The organism is Vibrio sp. G-C-1 (assembly GCF_021728015.1).
Taxonomy (GTDB): Bacteria; Pseudomonadota; Gammaproteobacteria; order Enterobacterales; family Vibrionaceae; genus Vibrio; species Vibrio splendidus.
On the sequence record NZ_JAKKCR010000011.1, the window covers coordinates 44,248 to 67,945 of the forward strand.

The 23,698-nt window shown below is 45.3% G+C and carries 26 protein-coding genes; 8 read left to right on the forward strand and 18 right to left on the reverse strand.

Going from position 1 to position 23,698, the window contains the following annotated elements; genetic code table 11:
* Positions 1 to 8: 8 nt before the first annotated feature.
* The 11 genes from rplC to fkpA form a co-directional block, all read right to left on the reverse strand.
* Entirely contained in the window at positions 9 to 638 is a 630-nt protein-coding gene (gene rplC, locus L3V36_RS16375; protein ID WP_004736763.1) for a 50S ribosomal protein L3, read from the reverse strand.
* A 14-nt stretch (positions 639 to 652) separates the two neighbouring features.
* Entirely contained in the window at positions 653 to 964 is a 312-nt protein-coding gene (rpsJ, locus tag L3V36_RS16380) for a 30S ribosomal protein S10 (protein WP_004736761.1), read from the reverse strand.
* A gap of 445 nt (positions 965 to 1,409) precedes the next feature.
* On the reverse strand, positions 1,410 to 2,594 hold the full coding sequence (tuf, locus tag L3V36_RS16385) for an elongation factor Tu (RefSeq protein WP_012604914.1): 1,185 nt from the start codon (positions 2,592 to 2,594) through the stop codon (positions 1,410 to 1,412).
* A gap of 146 nt (positions 2,595 to 2,740) precedes the next feature.
* Positions 2,741 to 4,837 (reverse strand): elongation factor G, encoded by a 2,097-nt coding sequence (gene fusA / locus L3V36_RS16390; protein ID WP_208775134.1) that lies wholly within the window; start codon positions 4,835 to 4,837, stop codon positions 2,741 to 2,743.
* Between the two features lie 166 nt (positions 4,838 to 5,003).
* The gene (gene rpsG, locus L3V36_RS16395) at positions 5,004 to 5,474 is read right to left on the reverse strand and encodes a 30S ribosomal protein S7 (RefSeq protein WP_017073678.1); all 471 of its coding nucleotides are present in this window, start codon (positions 5,472 to 5,474) and stop codon (positions 5,004 to 5,006) included.
* 103 nt (positions 5,475 to 5,577) lie between these two features.
* A complete protein-coding gene (gene rpsL / locus L3V36_RS16400) occupies positions 5,578 to 5,952 on the reverse strand; it encodes a 30S ribosomal protein S12 (RefSeq protein ID WP_012604917.1) in 375 nt (124 codons plus the stop codon).
* A 181-nt stretch (positions 5,953 to 6,133) separates the two neighbouring features.
* On the reverse strand, positions 6,134 to 6,409 hold the full coding sequence (gene tusB, locus L3V36_RS16405; RefSeq protein WP_017085995.1) for a sulfurtransferase complex subunit TusB: 276 nt from the start codon (positions 6,407 to 6,409) through the stop codon (positions 6,134 to 6,136).
* A gap of 8 nt (positions 6,410 to 6,417) precedes the next feature.
* Positions 6,418 to 6,774 carry a sulfurtransferase complex subunit TusC gene (gene tusC, locus L3V36_RS16410; protein WP_017085994.1) on the reverse strand — a complete coding sequence of 119 codons (357 nt, stop codon included), beginning with the start codon at positions 6,772 to 6,774 and terminating at the stop codon, positions 6,418 to 6,420.
* Positions 6,771 to 7,160, reverse strand: a complete 390-nt coding sequence (gene tusD / locus L3V36_RS16415) for a sulfurtransferase complex subunit TusD (RefSeq protein WP_017083781.1) — start codon at positions 7,158 to 7,160, stop codon at positions 6,771 to 6,773. The genes tusC and tusD overlap by 4 nt, the downstream gene beginning before the upstream one ends.
* Entirely contained in the window at positions 7,154 to 7,879 is a 726-nt protein-coding gene (locus tag L3V36_RS16420; protein WP_004729851.1) for a transcriptional regulator, read from the reverse strand. The genes tusD and L3V36_RS16420 overlap by 7 nt, the downstream gene beginning before the upstream one ends.
* 205 nt (positions 7,880 to 8,084) lie before the next feature.
* Positions 8,085 to 8,861, reverse strand: a complete 777-nt coding sequence (gene fkpA, locus L3V36_RS16425) for an FKBP-type peptidyl-prolyl cis-trans isomerase (protein WP_004729852.1) — start codon at positions 8,859 to 8,861, stop codon at positions 8,085 to 8,087.
* Positions 8,862 to 8,992: 131 nt separating this feature from the next.
* Between fkpA and L3V36_RS16430 the strand changes: the two genes are divergently transcribed.
* The gene (locus L3V36_RS16430) at positions 8,993 to 9,970 is read left to right on the forward strand and encodes a lipoprotein (RefSeq protein WP_026012360.1); all 978 of its coding nucleotides are present in this window, start codon (positions 8,993 to 8,995) and stop codon (positions 9,968 to 9,970) included.
* Positions 9,971 to 9,975: 5 nt separating this feature from the next.
* Positions 9,976 to 10,203 carry a SlyX family protein gene (locus tag L3V36_RS16435; protein WP_004729640.1) on the forward strand — a complete coding sequence of 76 codons (228 nt, stop codon included), beginning with the start codon at positions 9,976 to 9,978 and terminating at the stop codon, positions 10,201 to 10,203.
* 143 nt (positions 10,204 to 10,346) lie between these two features.
* Here the strand turns inward: L3V36_RS16435 and L3V36_RS16440 are convergent, their stop codons facing one another.
* The 5 genes from L3V36_RS16440 to kefG all read right to left on the reverse strand — a co-directional run bounded on the left by L3V36_RS16440 (position 10,347) and on the right by kefG (position 15,028).
* Complete coding sequence (locus tag L3V36_RS16440) at positions 10,347 to 11,312, reverse strand: isoaspartyl peptidase/L-asparaginase (protein ID WP_102447447.1); 966 nt, start codon at positions 11,310 to 11,312, stop codon at positions 10,347 to 10,349.
* Positions 11,313 to 11,563: 251 nt separating this feature from the next.
* On the reverse strand, positions 11,564 to 12,154 hold the full coding sequence (gene slyD / locus L3V36_RS16445; RefSeq protein ID WP_004729642.1) for a peptidylprolyl isomerase: 591 nt from the start codon (positions 12,152 to 12,154) through the stop codon (positions 11,564 to 11,566).
* Between the two features lie 94 nt (positions 12,155 to 12,248).
* Positions 12,249 to 12,449 carry a YheV family putative zinc ribbon protein gene (locus L3V36_RS16450; RefSeq protein ID WP_086048637.1) on the reverse strand — a complete coding sequence of 67 codons (201 nt, stop codon included), beginning with the start codon at positions 12,447 to 12,449 and terminating at the stop codon, positions 12,249 to 12,251.
* Between the two features lie 211 nt (positions 12,450 to 12,660).
* Positions 12,661 to 14,457, reverse strand: coding sequence for a glutathione-regulated potassium-efflux system protein KefB (gene kefB / locus L3V36_RS16455; protein ID WP_029406061.1), 1,797 nt, complete (start codon positions 14,455 to 14,457; stop codon positions 12,661 to 12,663).
* Entirely contained in the window at positions 14,444 to 15,028 is a 585-nt protein-coding gene (kefG, locus tag L3V36_RS16460) for a glutathione-regulated potassium-efflux system ancillary protein KefG (RefSeq protein ID WP_004729645.1), read from the reverse strand. The genes kefB and kefG overlap by 14 nt, the downstream gene beginning before the upstream one ends.
* 174 nt (positions 15,029 to 15,202) lie before the next feature.
* Between kefG and L3V36_RS16465 the strand changes: the two genes are divergently transcribed.
* From L3V36_RS16465 to crp, 6 genes are all read left to right on the forward strand, one after another.
* Positions 15,203 to 17,125, forward strand: coding sequence for an ABC transporter ATP-binding protein (locus tag L3V36_RS16465; protein ID WP_004729646.1), 1,923 nt, complete (start codon positions 15,203 to 15,205; stop codon positions 17,123 to 17,125).
* Complete coding sequence (locus L3V36_RS16470) at positions 17,122 to 17,592, forward strand: TIGR02444 family protein (protein WP_004729647.1); 471 nt, start codon at positions 17,122 to 17,124, stop codon at positions 17,590 to 17,592. The genes L3V36_RS16465 and L3V36_RS16470 overlap by 4 nt, the downstream gene beginning before the upstream one ends.
* Positions 17,593 to 17,868: 276 nt before the next feature.
* Positions 17,869 to 18,861: a hydrolase gene (locus tag L3V36_RS16475; protein ID WP_102447448.1), complete on the forward strand. Its 993-nt coding sequence runs from the start codon at positions 17,869 to 17,871 to the stop codon at positions 18,859 to 18,861.
* Between the two features lie 99 nt (positions 18,862 to 18,960).
* The gene (locus L3V36_RS16480) at positions 18,961 to 19,173 is read left to right on the forward strand and encodes a YheU family protein (protein WP_004729649.1); all 213 of its coding nucleotides are present in this window, start codon (positions 18,961 to 18,963) and stop codon (positions 19,171 to 19,173) included.
* Positions 19,174 to 19,250: 77 nt separating this feature from the next.
* A complete protein-coding gene (locus L3V36_RS16485) occupies positions 19,251 to 20,120 on the forward strand; it encodes a phosphoribulokinase (protein WP_004729650.1) in 870 nt (289 codons plus the stop codon).
* 239 nt (positions 20,121 to 20,359) lie between these two features.
* Complete coding sequence (gene crp, locus L3V36_RS16490; RefSeq protein WP_004729651.1) at positions 20,360 to 20,992, forward strand: cAMP-activated global transcriptional regulator CRP; 633 nt, start codon at positions 20,360 to 20,362, stop codon at positions 20,990 to 20,992.
* A gap of 183 nt (positions 20,993 to 21,175) precedes the next feature.
* On the opposite strand, the gene L3V36_RS16495 is transcribed toward crp, so the two are convergent.
* A complete protein-coding gene (locus tag L3V36_RS16495; RefSeq protein WP_102441706.1) occupies positions 21,176 to 21,967 on the reverse strand; it encodes a DUF1338 domain-containing protein in 792 nt (263 codons plus the stop codon).
* Positions 21,968 to 22,224: 257 nt separating this feature from the next.
* Positions 22,225 to 23,682: a succinylglutamate-semialdehyde dehydrogenase gene (gene astD / locus L3V36_RS16500; RefSeq protein ID WP_017085988.1), complete on the reverse strand. Its 1,458-nt coding sequence runs from the start codon at positions 23,680 to 23,682 to the stop codon at positions 22,225 to 22,227.
* Positions 23,683 to 23,698 lie beyond the last annotated feature (16 nt).

Genomic DNA, 23,698 nt, shown 5'->3' on the forward strand with positions numbered 1-23,698 from the left:
CCTAGACGTTATGCTTTAACAGCAGGTTTTACGATCACGTTACCGCCTGTTGAGCCTGGTACTGCACCTTTAATAAGGAGTAGATTGCGCTCAGCGTCAACACGTACGATCTCTAGGTTTTGAGTCGTTACACGCTCAGCTCCCATGTGACCTGCCATTTTCTTGCCTTTAAACACGCGGCCTGGAGTTTGACATTGGCCAATTGAACCCGGTGCGCGGTGAGACAAAGAGTTACCGTGAGTCATATCTTGAGTAGAGAAATTCCAACGCTTGATAGCGCCTTGGAAGCCTTTACCTTTAGATGTACCAGTAACGTCTACTTTTTTAATTTCGTTGAAAAGTTCTACGTTTAGCTCAGCGCCAACTTCAAACTCTTCGCCGTTTTCTAAACGGAATTCCCAAAGACCGCGACCTGCTTCTACACCCGCTTTCGCGAAGTGACCAGCTTCAGGTTTAGTTACACGGTTAGCTTTCTTAGCACCAGTAGTTACTTGGATTGCTGCGTAGCCGTCTGTCTCAAGAGTTTTAACTTGAGAAATACGGTTCGCTTCAACCTCAACAACAGTTACTGGGATAGAAACGCCTTCTTCAGTAAATACGCGGGTCATACCCACTTTACGTCCGACTAGACCAATCATTATTCTTATCTCCCTTAACCTAGGCTGATTTGAACATCAACGCCAGCTGCAAGATCAAGACGCATTAGAGCATCAACAGTTTTATCTGTTGGCTCAACGATGTCGATCAAACGCTTGTGAGTACGAATTTCGTACTGGTCACGTGCATCTTTGTTGACGTGTGGAGAGGTAAGAACAGTGAAACGCTCTTTACGAGTAGGAAGTGGAATAGGACCACGAACCTGTGCGCCAGTACGTTTTGCTGTTTCAACGATTTCCGCAGTTGAAGCATCGATTAACTTGTAATCAAAAGCTTTAAGGCGGATACGAATACGTTGGTTCTGCATGAGACAGAGCTCCAATTATTAAAAATTACACAAACAATATCGCCACTCAAGCTCGAAAGAACGAGAGAATGCCGATTGATTTATGTGAAACCGTAGCATCCAAAATCAGGACGCATTGTCAGTTAACTTTTGAAGTAAACACGAAGTTTACTATTTTTATTAACCGCGAACATAAGCTGAGTATACATTACTAGGTAAGACCTACTCCTCAGTGCTCATTGGTTCACAAACCGGCGTTAGCCAGTGCGATGCATTATACAGATCACGTTTTAGTATGCAAGTAGTGTTGGGAAAATAATCGGAATATATTAAAAAGGAACTTGGGGAGGTATGGAGTATTGCGCGGGAAAGGAATGTTTCTCTATAAATAATAAAAGGGAAGCCGAAGCTTCCCTTTTCAGATGCGTGCTCTTCTAATGAAGAGTGTGCAAAAATCTAAATGCTATTAAGCGAAGATTTTAGCTACAACACCAGCACCAACTGTACGGCCACCTTCGCGGATTGCGAAACGTAGGCCTTCGTCCATTGCGATTGGAGCGATTAGCTCAACAGTCATTTGAACGTTGTCACCTGGCATTACCATTTCTACGCCTTCTGGTAGAGTGATATCGCCTGTTACGTCAGTTGTACGGAAGTAGAACTGTGGACGGTAACCCTTGAAGAAAGGAGTGTGACGGCCGCCTTCGTCTTTAGAAAGTACGTATACTTCAGACTCAAACTTAGTGTGTGGGTTGATTGAACCTTTAGCAGAAAGTACTTGGCCACGTTCAACGTCATCACGCTTAGTACCACGTAGAAGTGCACCAACGTTCTCACCTGCACGACCTTCGTCAAGCAGCTTACGGAACATTTCAACACCAGTACAAGTAGTAAGAGTAGTTTCTTTGATACCAACGATTTCTACTTCGTCACCTACACGTAGGATACCGCGCTCGATACGACCAGTAACTACTGTACCACGACCTTGGATTGAGAATACATCTTCAATAGGAAGTAGGAACGGTAGATCAACAGCACGCTCTGGAAGTGGAATGTAAGAATCTAGTGCTTCTGCAAGCTCAACGATCTTGTCTTCCCACTGCTTTTCGCCGTTTAGAGCGCCAAGTGCAGAACCTTGAATTACTGGAAGGTCGTCTCCTGGGTACTCGTACTCAGAAAGAAGTTCACGTACTTCCATTTCTACTAGCTCAAGTAGCTCTTCGTCATCAACCATGTCACATTTGTTCATGAATACGATGATGTAAGGGATACCAACTTGACGACCAAGTAGGATGTGCTCACGTGTTTGTGGCATAGGGCCATCTGTAGCAGCAACAACTAGGATACCGCCGTCCATTTGAGCAGCACCAGTGATCATGTTTTTAACATAATCGGCGTGTCCAGGACAGTCTACGTGTGCGTAGTGACGTTCAGGAGTATCGTACTCAACGTGAGAAGTTGCGATTGTGATACCGCGCTCGCGCTCTTCTGGAGCGTTATCGATAGATGCGAAATCTTTAGCAACACCGCCGTACACTTTTGCAAGTGTAGTACAGATAGCAGCAGTTAGAGTTGTTTTACCGTGGTCAACGTGGCCGATAGTACCAACGTTTACGTGCGGTTTCGTACGTTCAAATTTTTCTTTAGACACAATCGTGTTCCTTCCTAGTTATGATTCGCCACGTTCATTATTGAGCGAGACGCGCCAGAAATTGCTATTTTATGCGCCAACTCTCGTTAGCGCAATATTTGGACGCATTGATCTTTCAAAAAATGAAAAAAATGCGTCCCTTTTGTTTAACCACGCTCTGCAATGATTGCTTTTGCAACATTGTTAGGCACTTCAGCGTACTCACTAAACTCCATAGAGTAAGAAGCACGGCCTTGTGTCGCAGAACGTAAATCAGTTGCGTAACCGAACATGACAGACAACGGAACTTGTGCACGAATTATCTTCAGGCCAGCTGTCCCCTCGTCCATACCTTCGATGATGCCGCGACGACGGTTAATATCGCCAACAACGTCACCCATCCAGTCTTCTGGAGTAGTTACTTCAACTTTCATCATAGGCTCAAGCAGAACCGGTTGCGCTTCAAGTGCACCCGATCTGAAAGCCATAGAGGCAGCGATTGTAAACGCCATCTCACTTGAATCTACTTCATGGTAAGAACCATCATATAGTGTAGCTTTGATATCCAAAACTGGATAGCCAGCAAGTACACCATTGTTCATCTGTTCTTCAACGCCTTTAGCGACTGAAGCGATAAACTCTTTAGGTACGATACCGTTGGCAATTTCATCAACGAAGACAAAGCCTTCGCCAGCTTCTGATGGTTCAAGTTTTAGCCACACGTGACCGTACTGACCTTTACCACCATGCTCACGGATAAATTTGCCTTCCGCTTTCGCAGTACCGCGAATCGTTTCACGATAAGCTACTTGCGGGTTACCAACGTTGCAGTTGACGTTAAATTCACGCTTCATACGGTCAACGATGATATCTAAGTGTAGTTCGCCCATACCAGAAATCAGTGTCTGGCCAGTTTCCGCATCCATATCAACGCGGAATGATGGGTCTTCTGCTGCTAGTTTACCTAGAGCGATAGTCATTTTATCTTGATCAGCTTGAGAGCGAGGCTCTACAACGATCTGAATAACTGGATCTGGGAATTCCATACGCTCAAGAACGATTTTATGGTTCTGATCACATAGAGTTTCACCAGTAGTAACATCTTTAAGGCCGATAATGGCTGCGATGTCACCTGCTCGTACTTCTTTTACTTCTTCACGTTTGTTTGAGTGCATTTGAACAATGCGCCCTAAACGTTCACGTTGTTTCTTCACAGAGTTGTAAGCTGTTTTACCGCTTTCAACAACTCCAGAGTAAACACGGATGAAAGTTAAAGTACCAACAAATGGGTCTGTTGCAATTTTAAATGCTAGCGCTGAGAACGGTTCTTTGTCGTCCGCGTGACGTTCAATTTCATTCTCGTCGTCATCAATACCTTTAATTGCCGGTACATCGACTGGAGAAGGAAGGAAGTCAACCACTGCATCTAGAACAGCTTGTACACCTTTGTTTTTGAATGCACTACCACAAGTGGCAAGTACGATTTCATTATTAAGGGTACGAATACGAAGACCTTGCTTGATTTCAGCTTCTGTTAATTCACCTTCTTCAAGGTACTTATCCATCAGCTCTTCATTTGCTTCTGCAGCAGCTTCAACAAGTTCGGTACGATATTCTTCAGCCATTTCTTGCATGTCTGCAGGAATATCTTCGTACGAGAAAGTCATGCCTTGGTCAGCTTCGTTCCAGTTGATTGCCTTCATCTTGAGAAGATCGACAACACCTTGGAAGTTTTCTTCAGCACCAATGTTCAGTTGAATTGGAACAGGGGTTGCGCCTAGGCGGTCCTTGATCTGTTCAACTACGCGCAAGAAATCTGCGCCTGTACGGTCCATTTTGTTAACGAAAACCATACGTGGAACTTGGTACTTATCAGCTTGACGCCATACTGTCTCTGACTGAGGTTCAACACCAGACGAGCCACAGAAAACAACAACTGCACCATCAAGTACACGCAAAGAACGTTCTACTTCGATTGTGAAGTCAACGTGTCCAGGAGTGTCGATGATGTTGATACGGTGGTCCGAGAACTGAGCTTCCATACCACGCCAAAACGTAGTCGTTGCTGCTGAAGTGATCGTAATACCGCGCTCTTGCTCTTGCTCCATCCAGTCCATGGTTGCTGCACCATCGTGAACTTCGCCGATTTTGTGAGAAAGACCGGTATAGAACAGAATACGTTCACTTGTGGTTGTTTTACCTGCATCTACGTGAGCAACGATACCGATATTACGGTATTGCTCTATAGGAGTTTTACGAGCCACGGTTGAATCCTCTTATTAGAGACTTAGGGACTATTGCTATGTCTAGATTATGCGTTAAAAGCGATGCTTCGCTAAAAAGTGCTTGCCCTAGAAATAGCAATAGTTCCTAGCATAAGCATAGGAACTAAAGAAGTGCTGCAAGGAACCTTGCAGCACTAAAAAGGTATTACCAGCGGTAATGTGCGAACGCTTTGTTTGCGTCAGCCATGCGGTGAACGTCTTCACGTTTCTTAACCGCAGTACCTTTGTTCTCAGACGCGTCTAGCATTTCAGCAGCTAGGCGTTGAGCCATAGATTTTTCACCACGCTTACGCGCAGCTTCAACTACCCAACGCATAGCAAGAGCGTTACGGCGAACCGGACGAACTTCTACAGGTACTTGGTAAGTTGAACCACCCACACGGCGAGATTTAACTTCTACCGCTGGGCGAACATTTTCAAGAGCTTCTTCAAATACAGCTAAGTGATCTTTACCAGATTTCTCAGCCATAGTTTCTAGTGCAGTGTAAACAATCTTCTCTGCAGTAGATTTTTTTCCGTCAACCATAAGGATGTTAACGAATTTTGCCAGCAGTTCAGATTTGAACTTAGGATCTGGAAGGATCTTACGCTGGCCTATTACGCGACGACGTGGCATGGAATTTCTCCGTTGTCTTCTTCAGGTTTTTTCCAAAACTTTTCAGAATAATAAATAAATAGTGTTTGGCCTTACTTAACGCTTTCTTTTTAAAAAAGACGCATTAAGACTTAGGACGTTTCACACCATACTTAGAACGACCTTTCTTACGGTCGTTAACGCCTGCACAGTCAAGTGCACCGCGAACAGTGTGGTAACGCACACCTGGTAAATCTTTAACACGACCACCACGGATAAGAACAACACTGTGTTCTTGAAGGTTATGACCTTCGCCGCCGATGTATGAAGTAACTTCAAAGCCGTTAGTTAGACGAACACGACATACTTTACGTAGTGCTGAGTTCGGTTTTTTTGGAGTAGTAGTATATACGCGAGTACATACACCACGTTTTTGTGGGCACGCTTCTAGTGCAGGCACGTTGCTTTTAACAACCTGCTTTACACGAGGAGTACGTACCAACTGGTTAATAGTTGCCATTAACTAGCTCCTGATTTACTTGAAAGTAAGCTTGATGAAAAATCTAGCCCTATTACACATAGTGTAAATAGGGACGCAAAATTCTATTCAGCAGTGGGATGTGTGTCAAGAAATATACAGATCTTTTTTAGCCGTCTAGAGCTCAGGATGGTCTTTTTTTAACCATACTGACAAAACGCAGCTACCAAGTTACTGATTTGTCGTTCAAAACCGTTAGTTTGACGAATCCGTCGAAGTCCACTTGTTCCAGAGTGCTTGAAGCAAGTTGTTGTAAACCTCGGCTATCGAGATCTGTTTTTAATACCGACACATGTTCAACGGTTGAGATTTGATTGAATAACTCATGATTTGGAAGGCAAACATACACCGCATCTTCAACCAAAAGGATGTGATCCTTTTGTTGCGAGTACGCCAATGCAAGCTTGAGTTTGTCTACTGATTTTACAATATGAAGCATAACGTTCCCTAGAAAGTCAGTATTTTTTGGCTCTGAGCTAACTTCTGCGTCAACTCATTCACTTCTAGCGCAGTCACATCGATCAGTAAGTTATCGGTCGAAAGACCAAACTGATTGAGGCTATGTTGACACACGTAAACCTGCTCGATGTCGTAGAGGTCCATAAGCTTGAATGCAGAAATATAGTCACGTGATAGGGATTCATCAGGCTGTTGAGCCTTGAGAAGCTGTGTAACGCCATTACCGACAAAGAACACGGTAATGTCTTCACTATAGGCTGAAGCCGCTAGCAGTGCGTCTAGCCCTTCTCTGCCCGCTGCCGTCGTATGAGGAAAAGTGTTAAATACAAAGGCCAATTTACTCAAAACTGTACAACCCTATCTTGCGTCAAAAGTGCTTCAGATAAGCTCCCTAACCCAGCTTGGGTAAAACCAGCCGCCAAGTTAGATGCACTCAATTGATGTTGCGTTGCTTCATCCGTGCTGATCACTCCGCGTCTAAGCGCAGCAGCAACACACGTTTCAAGGCTAACATTGTGCTCATCCGCCAGTTTTTGCCAAGCGGAAGCCAAGTCGAATTCATCATTAGCAGGTACGGTAAGGTCAGAGCCATTACTGACGCCATCTTGATAGAAGAATACACTGTGAAGTTTGTGGCCCTGATTAATTAGAGCCACTGCAAACTGGTAAGCACTTCTTGCCGACTGTGAACCGTAGACCGGTCCATTCACTAAAAGTGTATAGCTTAACAACCCTCTTCATCCTCTGTTTTACGTTGTCGGATGTATAGGTATACGGTGTGCTTAGAGATGTTCAATCGCTCAGCAACACGGTTAATCGCGTCTTTAATATCGAAAATACCTTTGTCGTAAAGCTCCATCACGATTTGACGGTTCTTAGTATTGTTCGATACTGATTTGTCGGCATTGATTTCTTCAATGGTGCGTTCAACCGTCTGGTCGACAAGCTCTTCCACATCACTCGCAAAGTTTACTGATGATGCTGCTTCGTCCGCATCTTGCGTAGGCATGAAAGATTGCAGTACTTGTGAGAATGGCGCATCTAAGTTTACGTTAATACACAACAAACCAATCACTCGGTCTTCACCATTGCGGATAGCAACCGTGATCGACTTCATCAATACTCCGCCTTTAGCGCGAGTAAAGTATGAACGTGAGAAGTTACGCTTAGAACCTTCAATATCTTTCAGCATCTTCAATGCGAGATCGGTGATCGGCGAACCAACCTGACGACCTGTATTTTCGCCGTTGGCAATTTTAATCGCAGAAGTATTGAGGTCTTCTAAAGAGTGTAAAACGATTTCACAAAACGGACCGATAAGACTCGCAATACCGTCAACCACGGCCTCATAAGATCTTAGAATGATTTTATCGTGTTCACTGAATGGCATAACGTGGACTGATTCCATTTCAAGTAACACATCTGCATTGACTGTTTCTGTAGTAGTCACTTATTCCTTACCTTCGTGTGAAAAATCAACAAATTTATGTAAGTTTATCAGAAAATTTTAATTGCACACCTAGCTAACATTGCAACTAGTGATTTAGAACAAGTTTAAAAATCAAATACTCACCTTCAAATCATAAAAAAAGCCTAACTCAAAGTTAGGCTTTTTATTCAATCAACGTATTTTAGAATAAAACTTTTAGCTGATATTACTGAGCAGGAGCCGCTTCAGCGTTATCAATTTTAAGTAGTTCAACTTCGAATACTAGCGTTGAGTTAGCAGGGATAGTCGGTGTGTCTTGCTCACCGTATGCTAGCTCTGGCGGGATAACGAACTTGTACTTAGAACCAACTTGCATCAGTTGTACGCCTTCAGTCCAGCCAGGGATTACGCGGTTTAGTGGGAATGTTGCTGGTTCGCCACGATCGTAAGAGCTGTCGAACTGAGTACCGTCTGTTAGCGTACCTTTGTAGTGTACTTGAACGGTATCAGTGTCTTTTGGAGAAGCACCTTCACCAGCCGTCATTACTTGGTAAAGTAGACCAGATTCAGTTTGCTTAACGCCTTCAGTTTTAGCGAACTCAGCACGGAAATCATCACCGGCTTTCTTCACTTCTGCAGATTTTTCTGCCGCTTGTGCTTGCATTGTTTCAGCAACACGCTTGTCTAGAGCTTCTAGAGCTGCACGAGTTTCTTCTTCGTTAAGTGCTGTTTTCTCTGCGAATACGTCTTCGATACCTTGAAGAACCATATCTTTGTCTAGGTTAATGCCTAGCTCGCTTGGCTTATCAATGCTTGTGCTTAGGTAGTTCGCGAAAGATACACCGATTGCGTATGCCGCTTTGTCATCTTCTGTTTTAAAGTTTACTGCTGCAACTTTAGCTTCTTCTACCTGTGGAGCTTCTGCCTTTGGTTCTTCTTTCTGACAACCAACTGCTAGCATAACCGTTGCGGCAAGCAGTGATACTTTTAAAACTGATTTCATTGAATTCTCCAATTAATGGCCAAGCCATTGGTTATTGTGCACAAATCTAATGATTAGATTGGTGTGAATACGTTAGTTATAACAATATACTAGTCATATGTCTTTCGACACAAACCGGATTATTAGATGTGATGCGAATATTTTTCCACTCATTGCTATGTACGATTGTCATCACCTTGTTAAATGGTTGCTTTTTCTTTCAAGATGATGAGCAACGTTGGGAAATTGAACCCAATGGTGCCACCAGCTTTGCCCTAAGCAGAGATGGACGCTTCGCTCTGCTCTACTCTCAGCAAAAACAACTGTTACTCTGGGACCTCGTCCAAGATAAAGAACTCGCTCAACTCGGCCCACAAGATCAATCAGAAAACCAAGTATCGCGTATCCGCATCTCTGACAACGGCCGCTTTGCGATTACCGCCAGCCAGATGAATTTCGCCGTTTGGGACTTATCTTGGACTCAAGCTGAGGGGCTATGGTCTATTTCCGATGGCCTAATTCGTGATGTCGATATATCCAGCAATGGTGAAAAAGTCTTACTTGGCCTGTCTAATGGCAAAGCTATCTATGTGGACTTAGTCACCGGACGCCGTCTTGAGTTCCTTGCTCACCGAGAAAAAGTTAATTCAGTCTCCCTCTCTTCTAATGGCCGCTACGCATTATCAGGCGGCAACGACTACAAAGCTTACCTTTGGGATACCGAATCAGGCTTGGTGTTACGTACCTTCGAGCATGAACAAAGAGTAGTACGAGTTGCACTACAACGGGATGGAGAATTGGCTTTTACTTCCGATGGCGGTAACCAAGCGATGATCTGGAATTTGGAAACAGGTGAACCTCAAGCGCAATTGCAGAGCTGGTCTCGACAGCTGATATTCTCTAGTGCTCGCTTTTCTGACGACGGCAGTATGTTGGTGACGGGTACGCCATCAAGCCAAGTGAGTGTGTGGAATACTCAAGATGGAAAACGCATTTCTCGTCACGATGCCGAGCCATTAAAAGATGCTCGCCCTCCCCGTGCGGTAGTGTATGATGCAGCCTTTGATGAAAAGAACCGTGTGATATCGGGCACCTCTGCGGGCATCGCCCAAGCTTGGAATGTGGATTAAGAACGATGACAGAAAAGCGAATTGAACAACTAGAAAGCCGCGTGAATGACCTAGAGTGTCAGCTAGCTTTCCAAGAACAGACCATTGAAGAACTCAATGAAGCGCTTAGCCAACAACAGATGTTGATCACGAGAATGCAAGACCAAATGAAGTTCGTGGTGGGTAAAGTGAAAAATATGGATGGCTCAAACCTCGCTGATGCATCAGAAGAGACGCCACCTCCACACTATTAAGCGCCGTTCAAAATGACGAATTGATTCTAGTGACATGTATCGCTAGAAATCTGCAAACTAAAAGGGCGACAGATACTCATCTGCCGCCCTTTTGTTTATTTCACCTGAGTGAATAAGCTAAAGCCAATTAAGCCAATACAATCTTAGTCATCGACATAAATCTTCACTTCCACACAACCGTTCGTATCAACACTCGCACGATACATCCCTGAACTGTTCATACCGAAGTGGATATCACCTTGGCCATCAATCGCAATCAAGCCACCTTCTCCGCCCATGGTTTTCAATTCACCTTGAATGATCGTTTCACAAGCCGTGTGCACATCTTCTTTGAGATAACGCATTCGTGCTGCCACATCACTGGCAACCATTTTGCGTAGGAAGAACTCGCCCATTCCTGTCGTTGATACGGCCACGTTGCCATTTTCAGCAACAGTGCCTGCACCGATAATTGGAGAATCTCCCACACGACCATACTTCTTATTGGTCACCCCACCGGTGCTGGTTGCTGCAGCTAAGTTACCGGCTTGGTCTAACGCTACTGCGCCAACCGTGCCGTACTTTTTATCATCTGGATATTTTTGAGCTTGTTGTTCATCGTATTTTGCTTCAGACAAAGCAAAGATACCTTTCTCTTTCATCGACTGAAGTTGGTCATAACGACGCTCAGTAAAGAAGTAATCTTGCTCGGTGAATATATACCCATGCTCAAACGCAAACTTCTCTGCGCCTTCACCAATCAGCAGCACATGATCGCTTTTAAGCATCACATCACGCGCAAGCTCTATCGGATTTTTAATATGACGGACACCGGCAATAGCGCCTGCATCCATTTCGCGACCGTGCATCACAGAAGCATCCATCTCAACAAATTCGTCATGAGTTAAAACCGAGCCTTTACCGGCATTAAAATGCGGGCTGTCTTCCATCACCTTGACTGACGCAACCACTGCATCCAGCGCATCGCCACCCGATTGCAAAACTTGATAGCCAGCCAAAACCGACTTCTCCAAAGCCTCGGTAATACCCGTTTTTAATTCATCGCTCATTTGCTCTCGCAAGATAGTTCCTGCACCACCATGAATGGCAATTGAAAAAGGCTGTGACATGCGAACTCTCCACTGACGTCGTCTTATAATGTTGTGCTATCAATACCACATCCATGGTTTGATGTCTGATAGCGAAAACCAAACTTTTTACGAATGCTTAGATTTGCGGACACTTAGATTTGCGGACACTTAGATTTACGGATACTAAGTTCGCTAGATTAAAAGTCAGCTCAAAAAGCGAGACTCCTAAACGAAAAAAACCTCCACAAGGGAGGCTTTCAATATTCTTAAACTAAACCGTTAGTTCGGTATTAGTGAGAACCACAGCTACCGCCGCCGCAGCAGCCGTCTTTTTTCTCTTCAGCGTGGTCATGGCCTTCGCCACCACAGCAACCGCCTTCGTGGTCATGGTCGTGACCGTGGCTACCACAGCCGCCTTCTTGGTGTACGTGACCGTGTTGAACTTCTTCTTCAGTCGCTTCACGAACGGCTACAACTTCAACGTCAAACGTTAGAGTTTGGCCGGCTAGCATGTGGTTACCATCAACAACAACTTCGTCGCCATCTACTTCAGTCACTTCAACTGGGATTGGACCTTGGTCAGTATCCGCTAGGAAACGCATGCCAACTTCGATTTGCTCAACACCTTGGAATACGTCTGCAGGAACACGTTGAACTAAGTCATCGTTGTGCTCGCCGTAAGCGTCTTCTGGAGTAACCGTTGCTGAGAACTTGTCGCCAGCTACTTTGCCTTCAAGCTCTTTTTCAAGACCTGTAATTAGGTTGTTGTGACCGTGAAGGTAATCTAGTGGAGCTTCTGCAGTTGATTGGTCAACTACTACGCCATCTTCAAGTTTCACTTGATATGCAACACTAACTACTACGTTCTTTTCAATTTTCATGAGAGCTCCAAGGAGGTTTGGACTAAGCTCGAACAGTTGAGCTTAGGAAAAATTCTGTACCGGGATATTATGGGGATCAATTAACGAAACTCAATCATTCTGGCTTAAAAATACCGATCATTTCTTGATTCGCGTGTTCAGATTTCTCTACAGTTTTCGGTTTGCGCTGCTCTGTGAAGTCACAATCGACGCATTCCACCAGCTCGATGTTATTTTCAACCCACCAGCGGAGTGTGTCTTGAGTCTTGCAGCTTGGGCAGCTCGCCCCTGCGATAAAGCGTTTTTTCTGTTTCACGTTCATATCCTTTACTACTCTGGATTCGCAGTTCTTCCCACATGCTCTATTCGAGACTAAGCAGAGACCGCGTTTATTATTAGATTGGTTCTTTAAGTTACAGTTTTTAAGAGCAACTACAGAGCTAAGCTCAAGCGATTAGCTCTAATTTCTAAGCTCTAAGCTCTAAGCTCTAAGCTCTAAGCTCTAAGTTCTAAGTTCTAAGCGCAGGCTATTGCCAATAGTTTCTTGATTGGTGATCATTTTCCATCTCATGTCCAAAGATCTCTTCAAGCTCTTTACGAGCCTCTTTCGCTCTCTGAGCTAACTCGGCATCTTCGCTATGCTGAGGAAGCAACTCTTTGAGCATACCATTATCCAATTTCCTAAAATGTGCTTCTGCTCGCTTCGCTTTATATGGATGCATACCAAGTTCAGTCAATGTTTGACGACCTAAATCTAGAGCCCCAAGGAAAGTTTCACGAGAATAGTTGCTTACACCATGGTTAAGTAATTGATACGCTTCAACACGGCTTCGAGCACGCGCTAAGATCTTCAACTGTGGGAAATGCTGCTTACACAAATCCACGGTTTTCATGATTTCGTCCGGAGAGTCGGTACACAGCACAATAGCTTCGGCCTTATCAGCTCCCGCAGCTCGTAATAGTTCAAGGTGAGTTGAGTCACCGTAGAATACCTTGTAGCCGAATTTTCTAAGTATATGGATTTGGCTGGCATCACTTTCAAGAACGGTGATACGAATCTTATTGGCATACATTAGACGTCCAATGATCTGACCGAAACGACCAAAGCCCGCAATAATCACTCGAGGGCTGCGATCAACCACATCAGAAGACATCGCGCTTTCACTGATTTGATTGAGTTGACGAGCAAAGAAGCGATCTTGCAGCTTAAGCATCAATGGCGTGGTTACCATAGAAAGGCTCACAACAACCAGTAAGAACGACACTTGGTCGCCGCTTAAGATGCCTTGTGCACTCGCTGCGGTAAAAATAACGAAAGCGAATTCACCACCTTGGCTGAGAATCATCGCCATACGGCTGCGCGCTTTTGCCTGTGTTCCAAAGATACGAGCTAGCGCATACAGCACTAAGCCTTTCAATACGACTAGAGACGACACCGCGATCAATATTGCGAATGGACTTTCTGCCAGTAAACCTAGATTTACCGCCATACCCACAGAGATAAAGAACAGACCAAGCAGTAACCCTTTGAATGGGTCTATGGCGATTTCAAGCTCATGTCGATATTCACTTTCAGCCAGAAGTACGCCCGCTAAGAAAGTACCCAGTGCCATCGACAAACCTATCTGTTGCATGATCACGGCAATACCAATCACTAATAACAGCGCTGCGACCGTGAACAGCTCACGTACGCCACTCATGACTACGTATCGGAACAGTGGCCTCAATAAGAAGTGACCACCGACAAGCAAACCAATCACACCACCTAGCATCCACAGCATGTCAGCCCAACTGCCGCCCGTATTACCCGCAAGTAGAGGCAACATCGCTAGCATTGGAATAACGGCAATATCTTGGAAAAGTAATACTGCAAAGCCGGATTGCCCCGCTTCTTTACCACCGAGCTCTCGCTCTTCAATAACACGTAAGGCTATGGCTGTCGAAGACAGCGCCAAACCCATACCTATTACGAGGCTGGTTTGCCATGTTAATCCGAACAAACAGGCGATGGCGGTAATAATCAAGGTGGTGATCAGCACTTGCGCACCACCGAGTCCGAGAATAGGCGCCCTCATCTGCCACAGTTTTTTAGGGTTAAGCTCTAAGCCAATCAGGAAAAGCAGCAGCACCACCCCGAATTCGGAGAAGTGCAGAATCGCCTCGACATCACTGATTAAACCAAGCCCCCACGGACCAATCGCCACGCCAGCTAATAGATAGCCGAGTACTGAACCTAAGCCAGCTCGCTGCGCGATAGGAACCGCAACCACAGCAGCCGCTAAAAATATAACGCTACTTTGTAGAAAATCATTAGTCAGAGCCATCATTCGCCCCTATATCTTGTAGCGGGTCTCGCAGCCAATTTCGATACGCTTCTGCGTGTTGGTAAAGCGTCATATCTGAAACATTTCTCGCCCAGTGTAAAACTAAGGGGGATATCCAGTGCATCTGACACAAAGCAGCAGTTAGCTCGAATGGTTGCAAGATCTCTTGTAATGGATATTTATTATAGCCTGCGGCTCCAAACGCCTCTTCTTTACCACCGGTAGTAATAACACTGCGCCAGTGTTTGCCTTTAAGCGCACTCTGCTCACCGAATGCAAATCCTTTTCCTAACACACGATCAAACCACTCCTTCAATAACGAAGGACAGGAATACATAAACAGAGGATGCTGGAACACAATCACATCGTACTCTAGGAGTAAGTCATGCTCATAAGGCACATCGATAAAGAAGTCTGGGTAGATGGCGTAGAGATCGTGAATTTTGACATGACCGAGCGACTCGACCTTTTTAACCATCATTTGATTAGCAATAGAGGTGTGCGGCTCTGGGTGTGCGTAGATTATTAACACCTTTGGCACGGCTTTGTCTGTCGAGGGAGTATTACTCATTCCTTTGAAACATTCCTTTGAGGGCTAAACGGTGGCAAGGCCACAAGAATTTAAGCAAAAGTTATTAATATGTTATTGGCATCATAACGCAAATTGCATTGTGATCGACTTTTATCTGGTTTCAGCCTACTATGCAGGCGTCTGTTCACCTCTAATTTCTATGCTATTTCAATTATGATTACTTTCTCTGATATTCAATTGCTCCGCGGTGGTAAGCCACTCCTCGACCAAGCATCTGCGACTTTTCATCCTGGCGACAAGATCGGTTTGGTTGGTAAAAACGGCTGTGGTAAATCTACGCTATTCGCCCTAATCAAGGACGAACTGTCTATTGATGCTGGCTCATTCAGTAAACCAGCTCATTGGGAAATGGCTTGGGTTGCTCAAGAAACACCAGCATTAGAAAGAACAGCCATTGAATACGTGATTGATGGCGACCGTGAATACCGTGGCCTTGAAGATCAACTAGAGAAAGCGGAACAAGCCGACAACGGCACATTAGTCGCAGAGATCCACGGCAAGATTGAAACCATTGGTGGTTACAGCATCAAAGCACGTGCTGCCGAGTTATTGGATGGCCTAGGCTTTCGCCAAGAGCAAATGACATGGAACCTAACCCAGTTCTCGGGTGGTTGGCGTATGCGTTTGAACTTAGCGCAAGCCCTTCTATGTCGCAGTGACTTACTGCTACTCGATGAGCCTACCAACCACTTGGATTTAGACGCAGTAATGTGGCTAGAGCGCTGGTTACAAAACTACCCAGGCACACTCGTTCTTATCTCGCACGATAGAGACTTCTTAGATCCTATCGTCAACCGCATCGTGCATGTTGAAAACCAGCAGCTCAATGAATACACCGGTAACTACTCATCGTTTGAAACCCAACGAGCGCAAAAGTTAATCCTGCAGCAGGCAATGTTCCAAAAGCAGCAGAAACAAATGTCTCACATGCAGAGCTACATTGACCGTTTTCGCTACAAAGCATCAAAGGCTCGCCAAGCGCAAAGCCGTATTAAAGCACTAGAGAAAATGGAACAAGTGCTGCCCGCTCAGTTTGATAACCCATTCAGTTTTGAATTTAGAGAGCCGGACGCGCTACCAAATCCAATCATGATGATGGATGAAGTATCGGCAGGTTACGACGACAACCTGATTCTAGAAAAGATTCGCCTTAACCTTGTTCCGGGTAGCCGTATCGGTCTGCTTGGTCGAAACGGTGCGGGTAAGTCGACACTAATCAAGCTGCTTTCAGGCGAACTGAAACAGCAAGGTGGTGAGCTGAGCTATTCGCAAGGCGTTAAGATGGGTTACTTCGCTCAGCATCAATTAGAGACGCTGCATCCAGAAGAAACGCCACTGCAACACATGATGCAGATTGCGCCTAAACACACAGAACAACAACTGCGTGATTATCTAGGCAGCTTTGGCTTCCAAGGTGAAAAAGCACTCGATAAAGTCGCGCCATTTTCGGGTGGCGAAAAAGCGCGCTTGGTATTAGCGCTACTGGTATGGCAAAAACCAAACCTGTTGCTACTCGATGAACCAACCAACCACTTGGATCTCGACATGCGTCAGGCGTTGACCTTCGCCCTACAGACATTTGAAGGCGCGATGGTTATCGTATCGCACGACCGTTACCTACTTCGTGCGACTACTGATGATTTATACCTTGTGCACGACCGTCAAGTTGCACCGTTTGATGGTGATCTAAGCGATTACTACAAGTGGCTAACCGAACAACAGAAAGTTGAGCGCAAAGAAGCACAAGCATTGGCACCAGCAAAAGACGGCGCCAACAGTGCAGCAGCGAAAAAAGAGCAGAAACGTAAAGAAGCAGAGTTCCGTAAACTGACGGCACCACTTCGTAAAAAGCTGACTCAATTTGAAAAGCAGATGGATAAGTTAACGCTATCTCTCGAAGAAGCTGAGCAAGAATTATCCGACACTTCACTGTATGAAGCTGAAAATAAGGCTAAACTGAATAAAGTACTCGCTCTCCAAGCGAGCAGTAAGTCACAGCTAGAAGAAGTTGAAATGGATTGGATGTCCACTCAAGAAGAGCTTGAGCAGATGGAACAGGATATGGATAGCTTATGAGCCCAGAGCACGCCCCAATATCACTAACACTGGAACGACTATGGCAATTTAGCCTTCAGTATTACAGTGTGCGCGGTGTAAAGGATGCGTGCCTAGCTTTGCAAAACCAGTTCCACGGCAACGTCAATCTACTGCTGCTTCTCAAATGGCTTGATGAGCAGCAATTGTCTTTTGCCGAAGAAGAGTGGCACAAGGTACAACAGTGCTTAAGCCGCTCTGAAACCCTGCTTCATAGCTATCGAGAGCTGCGTAAGCATCTCAAACCTCAAGTCGTCGATTCCCTCTACCGTGAAGCGCTCCAATTTGAACTGCAGTTAGAGAAGCAACAGCAATCTGATCTCGTCGACTGCATTAATTCTCTTCAGCTTACGGCTAACCAACAATCACCACTCGCTTTTCAATACTGTCGCTTATTAGGGGCTGAAAACCTCTACGACGCTTTTTCTGAACCAGCACCTCAACCCTAACGCGTTTCCTTTCTCTTATCTTCAATCAAGATCCAAGCTTACCTTGGTAGTATCGCTCTTCGTTTTCACACGGGAGTGGCGCGCATGACTGGCAATATGTTTGAAGCTCAATCTCGACAATATTCAACTAGTTACCTACGCCTTGTTTTTGTAGCCCGTATCAGTGAAACCCTTGCGCTTATACCGAGAATCAACCAAGCTCAAATAAAAACGTGGGCGTTTCGCTAAAAGCTCAACACTTTATCAAAGCCCATAAAAGAAGCATGGACTGTTTTTATGACAATATTTACCGCAGCCGCTGGTTTATCTAATCCGCACTTACAAACCTTAGTGCCACGATTTATTAGAAAGCAGGCGTTGTTTGACCCTCAATGGCAAACCTTAGAAACACCCGACGGTGACTTTCTCGATCTTGCTTGGAGCGAATCACCAGAGGGTGACACCTCAAGTAATGAGGCTCGAAGTAACAAGCCGATATTCGTTCTATTCCATGGCTTAGAGGGAAGCTTTGAGAGCCCTTATGCCAACGGACTGATGAATGCCTTTGCTAAAGATGGCTGGCTATCAGTGATGATGCACTTTAGAGGTTGCAGCGGAAAACCAAATCGCTTGGCTCGCGCTTATCATTCTGGTGAAGTCGAAGATGCGCGCTTTTTCCTAAGACATCTACACGCCCAGTTTCCCAATAACCCTAAGGTAGCGGTTGGTATCTCTTTGGGCGGTAACATGCTGGCGAACTATTTGGCTGAGTACGCGGACGACCCATTGCTGTCGGCGGCGACGATTGTCTCTGCACCTTTTGATCTGGCTTGTTGCTCTAGTCGTATTGAGCGAGGTTTCTCTAAGCTCTATAAAAAGTACCTGCTCAACTCTCTCAAATCGAATGCCTTGAAAAAGATTAAGCTGTTGCAAGAAAAGCTCGGTATCACAGCCGAAACCATTAAGAAGATAGACAAGCTGTATGAGTTTGATGAACGGATTACTGCGCCTCTGCACGGGTTCAAGAATGCTCAGGACTACTATGCTCAGTGCTCAGCACTTCCTAAACTTAATAAGATTAAACTACCGACTCAGATCATCCATGCCAAAGACGATCCGTTTATGACAGACGACGTAATTCCAAAGTTCGTGTTACCTGACAACATCGACTATCGCCTGTTTCAAAAAGGCGGCCATGTGGGGTTCATTACCGGTAGCACGCTCAAACCAAGGTTTTGGTTAGAAGAAGCATTACCTGCTTACTATGAAAGTATCCAAGATTCGGCATAATGGCCGAGCCTTTTTTAAGGACTGAGTAGTAGACGTCACTAAACACAGTAATCAACACATCAATAAACCTATTTATGAACATAAAAGAGAGAAGTATTTATGATCATCCCATGGCAAGACATTGCGCCAGAAACACTGGAAAACCTCATTAAAGAATTCGTGCTGCGTGAAGGCACAGACTACGGTGACGTAGAGGTTTCATTGCAAAACAAGATTGACCAAGTGAAACATCAATTAGCCTCAAAGGAAGTCAGCATCGTATTTTCTGAGCTGCATGAAACCGTTGATATTCAAGTCACAAAACGCTTCTAGGCTGCGCTCATAAAGGAGCCGTGTTATAGTGGTAAACGATTGCTAACAAGTAAGTTACTCAAAAGACAAGGGTTGTCATGTCCGCTAAACATCCAATTATTGCGGTGACGGGTTCATCAGGAGCCGGCACCACCACTACCTCAGAAGCCTTCCGAAAAATGTTCAATATGATGGACGTGAAGGCCGCTTGGGTTGAAGGGGATAGTTTCCATCGCTTCACTCGACCAGAGATGGATGTCGAGATCCGTAAGGCTCGCGAGCAAGGTAAGCACATCAGCTACTTTGGTCCACAAGCCAACGATTTTGGCGCATTAGAAGAGTTCTTCCGTCAATACGGTAATGAAGGCACGGGTAAAGTCCGTAGTTACCTACATACCTTCGATGAAGCCGTGCCTTACAATCAAATGCCGGGCACCTTTACGCCATGGCAAGAGATCCCAGAAAATTCCGATGTGATGTTCTACGAAGGTCTTCATGGTGGCGTGGTAGATGGCGACATCAATGTCTCACAACACGTCGACTTGCTGATCGGCATGGTGCCAATCGTCAACCTTGAGTGGATCCAAAAATTCGTTCGTGACACACGCGATCGTGGGCACTCACGCGAAGCAGTAATGGATTCCATTGTTCGCTCAATGGATGATTACCTTAATTACATCACCCCACAATTTTCGCGTACTCACATCAACTTCCAGCGTGTCCCAACCGTAGATACATCGAACCCACTTAACGCTAAAGGGATTCCAAGTTTAGACGAAAGCTTCGTGGTTATACGTTTGCGTGGCATCAAAAACGTCGATTTCCCCTACCTTCTGGCTATGATAGATGGCTCATTTATGTCACGCCACAACACGCTTGTGGTGCCAGGTGGCAAGATGAGTTTTGCTATGGAGCTCATTGTAAGGCCCATCCTACAACAGCTCATCGAAACCGGAAAAATAGGTTAACAAGACGCCATTCTGGTTGATTACTTTTCATACCGTGATCATGTGCACAATTTTGCGTAAAAAATCGTGGCTTGGTCACGATTAAAATCAAGAAATAGTACCTGAAAAAGGATACTATTCTTAAACGAAACACAAGATAGCTTGCAGCGCTCAACGAGTGCTCTTATCCTACAAGTCAATCCAGGCTTAGCTAAAATACGGAAAGCGGCAAGCATACCCTGCAGAGGAAGTAAGATATTATGGTTCTAGGTAAACCCCAAACCGATCCAACATTAGAGTGGTTCCTTTCACACTGTCATATTCATAAGTACCCTTCAAAAAGTACTTTGATTCATGCTGGTGAAAAGGCAGAAACCTTGTACTACATCGTTAAAGGTTCTGTGGCAGTTCTTATCAAAGACGAAGAAGGTAAGGAAATGATTCTTTCTTACCTAAACCAAGGTGACTTCATTGGTGAACTTGGCCTCTTCGAAGAAGACCAAGAGCGTACTGCATGGGTTCGTGCAAAATCTCCTTGTGAAGTAGCTGAAATTTCTTTCAAGAAATTCCGTCAACTTATCCAAGTGAACCCAGATATCCTAATGCGCCTTTCAGCGCAAATGGCAAATCGTCTACAAGTAACTAGCCAAAAGGTTGGTGACTTAGCGTTCCTTGACGTAACAGGTCGTATCGCTCAAACGCTACTTAACCTAGCGAAACAGCCAGATGCAATGACTCACCCTGACGGCATGCAAATCAAGATCACTCGTCAAGAGATTGGCCAGATTGTTGGTTGTTCTCGTGAGACAGTAGGTCGTATCTTGAAGATGCTAGAAGAGCAGAACCTAATTTCTGCACACGGTAAAACTATCGTGGTATACGGCACTCGTTAATCTCGATTAACTGAGCCAAAAATTTGAAAGCCACCAAATGCAAATTTGGTGGCTTTTTTGTTTTCTAAAGATCTAGAGAGCAGATGCGAGATACGAGAAGAACTCACTGAATCCTATTTGTAAACTTCCTCGAAGCGAAGCGTACTCGCATCTTTAGGGTAAAGCCCGTGCTCATATCTTTATTTAACCGTTGGTGCTCTCAAAGATCTTGTCAGCCGATGCTGCAACAAATCCTGTATAAAGCTCACCATTCGCCATCGCATAACGCTTAGCGAACTCATAGAAGCCACCAGGAATCACCTCATTGCCTCCAACAAATGAAACTGGGACTTTGTCTGCCATTGTAGATGATTGCTCTAATAAGACCTCTGGAGAGCCTTTAACCTGACCGCCAGATGCATTGATCGTGAAACCTGAATCACTCAAATAGTCATTCACAGTCTGTACTTCATCGAACTCATTAAGCTGGTTCACACTCACCGTAAAGTGGTTTGCACCGTAACCATGAGCCGCTAGCCAAGACGCGTATTCACTCTCTTTTGCTAAAACTTGGAAATCCGCGAAGCTCAGATCCCAAAGGCGACCACCAAACAAGAACTCATGACCTTGAAGCTTGCTTGCGTCCACTTGCTCAACCAACTTAGCAACGATCTGTTGTAAGTCACTTGAACACTCTTCTACCTTCAACTCACTAATGAACACTTTCGGTTGGTTTGGATCTGGGTGCTCGTAGTGCTTAGCCACTAGCTTCTTGCTCTCAAATAAGTAATCGCCACACGCCTTGTAACCTAACTCAAGGAAAGGTTTAGCCAATGTTTCAATACCTAGCGGTGCAACATTGAAAGTACGCAGTGCAATGTGATCATTAATCAGGGCTTCGTCTTCTTTCAGCAAGTGATGCACTTTCTCAGCCGATGGACAAAGCCTATGAATGTAATCGTCCCATAGTGATTTAAAGAGTAGATCGGGCGTCATGGTGACTCCTTGTCAGAGGTTCTAGCAAGCTAGTAATTTGGATTAGAGAGGGAGAGGCTGGACACAGAGTCAGCAGCCATCAGCCTGTGACATACTTGTTCTATTATTATCTACCGCCCAATCTAGGTGTTGGACGTGATGGAAAAAGGAAGCGATAACACCACTTCCTTATTACTCAATTAACCAATGAATCTGTTATTCATGAACCTAGAGCTCATAAGCTTGTGATTCATCAAGTTATAGCTTAAAAGCCAAAACTACAGCTCAATACCTGGGCTAAATGTAGCCGGCAGTTGAGTTTCACCACCTTCCATTGAAGCCATAGGGTAAGCACAGTAGTCAGCTGCATAGTACGCACTTGGACGTAGGTTACCTGAAGCACCCGGACCACCAAATGGTGCATCACCACTTGCGCCTGTTAGCTGGCGGTTACGGTTAACAATGCCCGCACGGATATGGTCAACGAAGTATTCCCACTCTGAATCGTCTGTTGAAACTAATCCTGCAGACAAACCAAAGCGTGTGTCATTAGCCAGTTCAACGGCTTGCTCTAGCGATTGATAACGAACCACTTGCAGTAATGGGCCGAAATACTCTTCATCTGGCAGTTCAGCAATGTTGGTTGCATCGATAATGCCCGGAGAAACAAACGCCGCTTGACCCGCTTTTGCTTCTACTAGGCTGACACCGCCTAACGATTGCAGATTCGCTTGCGCGTCCAGAATAAACTTAGCCGCAGCTTCAGAGATCTGTGGGCCCATGAAGGGTGCTGGCTCAGCGAATGGCTGATCAACACGAATCTTCAAGGTAGCCGCAACGAGCTTATCGAGCAGTTGATCGCCCTTCTCGCCAACAGGAACATACAAACGACGTGCACATGTACAACGTTGGCCCGCACTGATGAAGGCCGACTGGATAATGGTATAAACCGTCGCGTCAGCATCACCAAATTGGTCAGTGATCACCATAGGGTTGTTGCCGCCCATCTCTAGCGCCAACATTTTGCCCGGTTGACCAGCAAACTGACGGTGAAGGATATGACCGGTATTAGCACTGCCCGTAAATAGCACGCCATCAAGACCTTTAGCATCAGCCAGTGCGATACCGGTTTCTTTAGCGCCTTGCACTAGGTTAATCACGCCAGCTGGAAGGCCTGCTTCTTGCCATAGTTTCATCGCAAACTCACCCGTCCAAGGTGTCTGCTCTGACGGCTTAAATACCACGGTATTACCCGATAGCAATGCCGGAACAATATGACCGTTAGGCAGATGACCAGGGAAGTTGTAAGGACCAAATACCGCCATTACGCCTAATGGGCGATGACGTAGTACGATTTGGTTGCCAGCGGCTTCACGTGAAGCTTCACCCGTACGTTCGTGGTAAGCACGAATAGAGATAGCGATTTTACCCGCCATCGCACCCGCTTCAGTGCGAGTTTCCCAAATCGGTTTACCCGTCTCTTTTGCAATAATCTGTGCAATTTCTTCGCTGTTCTCTTTTACCTTCTCAGCAAAGTTCAATACGATCGCTTCACGCTCTGCAAAGCTCAATTTTTTCCATACTAAGAAAGCGTCACGCGCCGCTGCTACTGCAGATTCAACCTGTGCTGGTGTTGCACTATCGCCTTGCCACACGACTTCATTATTGTATGGGCTTACTGATGTCATGGCGTCGCCTTGACCTGCCACCCACTGTCCTGCTATCCACTGAGTCATACTTCTATCCTTAAAA

What these genes read in the sequence shown, in the direction of transcription:
- L3V36_RS16485 (WP_004729650.1), top strand. Translation starts at nt 19,251, where the DNA reads ATGTCCGCTAAACATCCAATTATTGCGGTGACGGGTTCATCAGGAGCC.
- L3V36_RS16475 (WP_102447448.1), top strand. Translation starts at nt 17,869, where the DNA reads ATGACAATATTTACCGCAGCCGCTGGTTTATCTAATCCGCACTTACAA.
- rpsG (WP_017073678.1), bottom strand. Translation starts at nt 5,474, where the DNA reads ATGCCACGTCGTCGCGTAATAGGCCAGCGTAAGATCCTTCCAGATCCT.
- L3V36_RS16480 (WP_004729649.1), top strand. Translation starts at nt 18,961, where the DNA reads ATGATCATCCCATGGCAAGACATTGCGCCAGAAACACTGGAAAACCTC.
- slyD (WP_004729642.1), bottom strand. Translation starts at nt 12,154, where the DNA reads ATGAAAATTGAAAAGAACGTAGTAGTTAGTGTTGCATATCAAGTGAAA.
- rplC (WP_004736763.1), bottom strand. Translation starts at nt 638, where the DNA reads ATGATTGGTCTAGTCGGACGTAAAGTGGGTATGACCCGCGTATTTACT.
- kefB (WP_029406061.1), bottom strand. Translation starts at nt 14,457, where the DNA reads ATGGCTCTGACTAATGATTTTCTACAAAGTAGCGTTATATTTTTAGCG.
- tusB (WP_017085995.1), bottom strand. Translation starts at nt 6,409, where the DNA reads ATGCTTCATATTGTAAAATCAGTAGACAAACTCAAGCTTGCATTGGCG.
- L3V36_RS16435 (WP_004729640.1), top strand. Translation starts at nt 9,976, where the DNA reads ATGACAGAAAAGCGAATTGAACAACTAGAAAGCCGCGTGAATGACCTA.
- L3V36_RS16440 (WP_102447447.1), bottom strand. Translation starts at nt 11,312, where the DNA reads ATGTCACAGCCTTTTTCAATTGCCATTCATGGTGGTGCAGGAACTATC.
- rpsL (WP_012604917.1), bottom strand. Translation starts at nt 5,952, where the DNA reads ATGGCAACTATTAACCAGTTGGTACGTACTCCTCGTGTAAAGCAGGTT.
- L3V36_RS16465 (WP_004729646.1), top strand. Translation starts at nt 15,203, where the DNA reads ATGATTACTTTCTCTGATATTCAATTGCTCCGCGGTGGTAAGCCACTC.
- fkpA (WP_004729852.1), bottom strand. Translation starts at nt 8,861, where the DNA reads ATGAAATCAGTTTTAAAAGTATCACTGCTTGCCGCAACGGTTATGCTA.
- rpsJ (WP_004736761.1), bottom strand. Translation starts at nt 964, where the DNA reads ATGCAGAACCAACGTATTCGTATCCGCCTTAAAGCTTTTGATTACAAG.
- L3V36_RS16495 (WP_102441706.1), bottom strand. Translation starts at nt 21,967, where the DNA reads ATGACGCCCGATCTACTCTTTAAATCACTATGGGACGATTACATTCAT.
- crp (WP_004729651.1), top strand. Translation starts at nt 20,360, where the DNA reads ATGGTTCTAGGTAAACCCCAAACCGATCCAACATTAGAGTGGTTCCTT.
- L3V36_RS16470 (WP_004729647.1), top strand. Translation starts at nt 17,122, where the DNA reads ATGAGCCCAGAGCACGCCCCAATATCACTAACACTGGAACGACTATGG.
- kefG (WP_004729645.1), bottom strand. Translation starts at nt 15,028, where the DNA reads ATGAGTAATACTCCCTCGACAGACAAAGCCGTGCCAAAGGTGTTAATA.
- L3V36_RS16430 (WP_026012360.1), top strand. Translation starts at nt 8,993, where the DNA reads ATGCGAATATTTTTCCACTCATTGCTATGTACGATTGTCATCACCTTG.
- astD (WP_017085988.1), bottom strand. Translation starts at nt 23,682, where the DNA reads ATGACTCAGTGGATAGCAGGACAGTGGGTGGCAGGTCAAGGCGACGCC.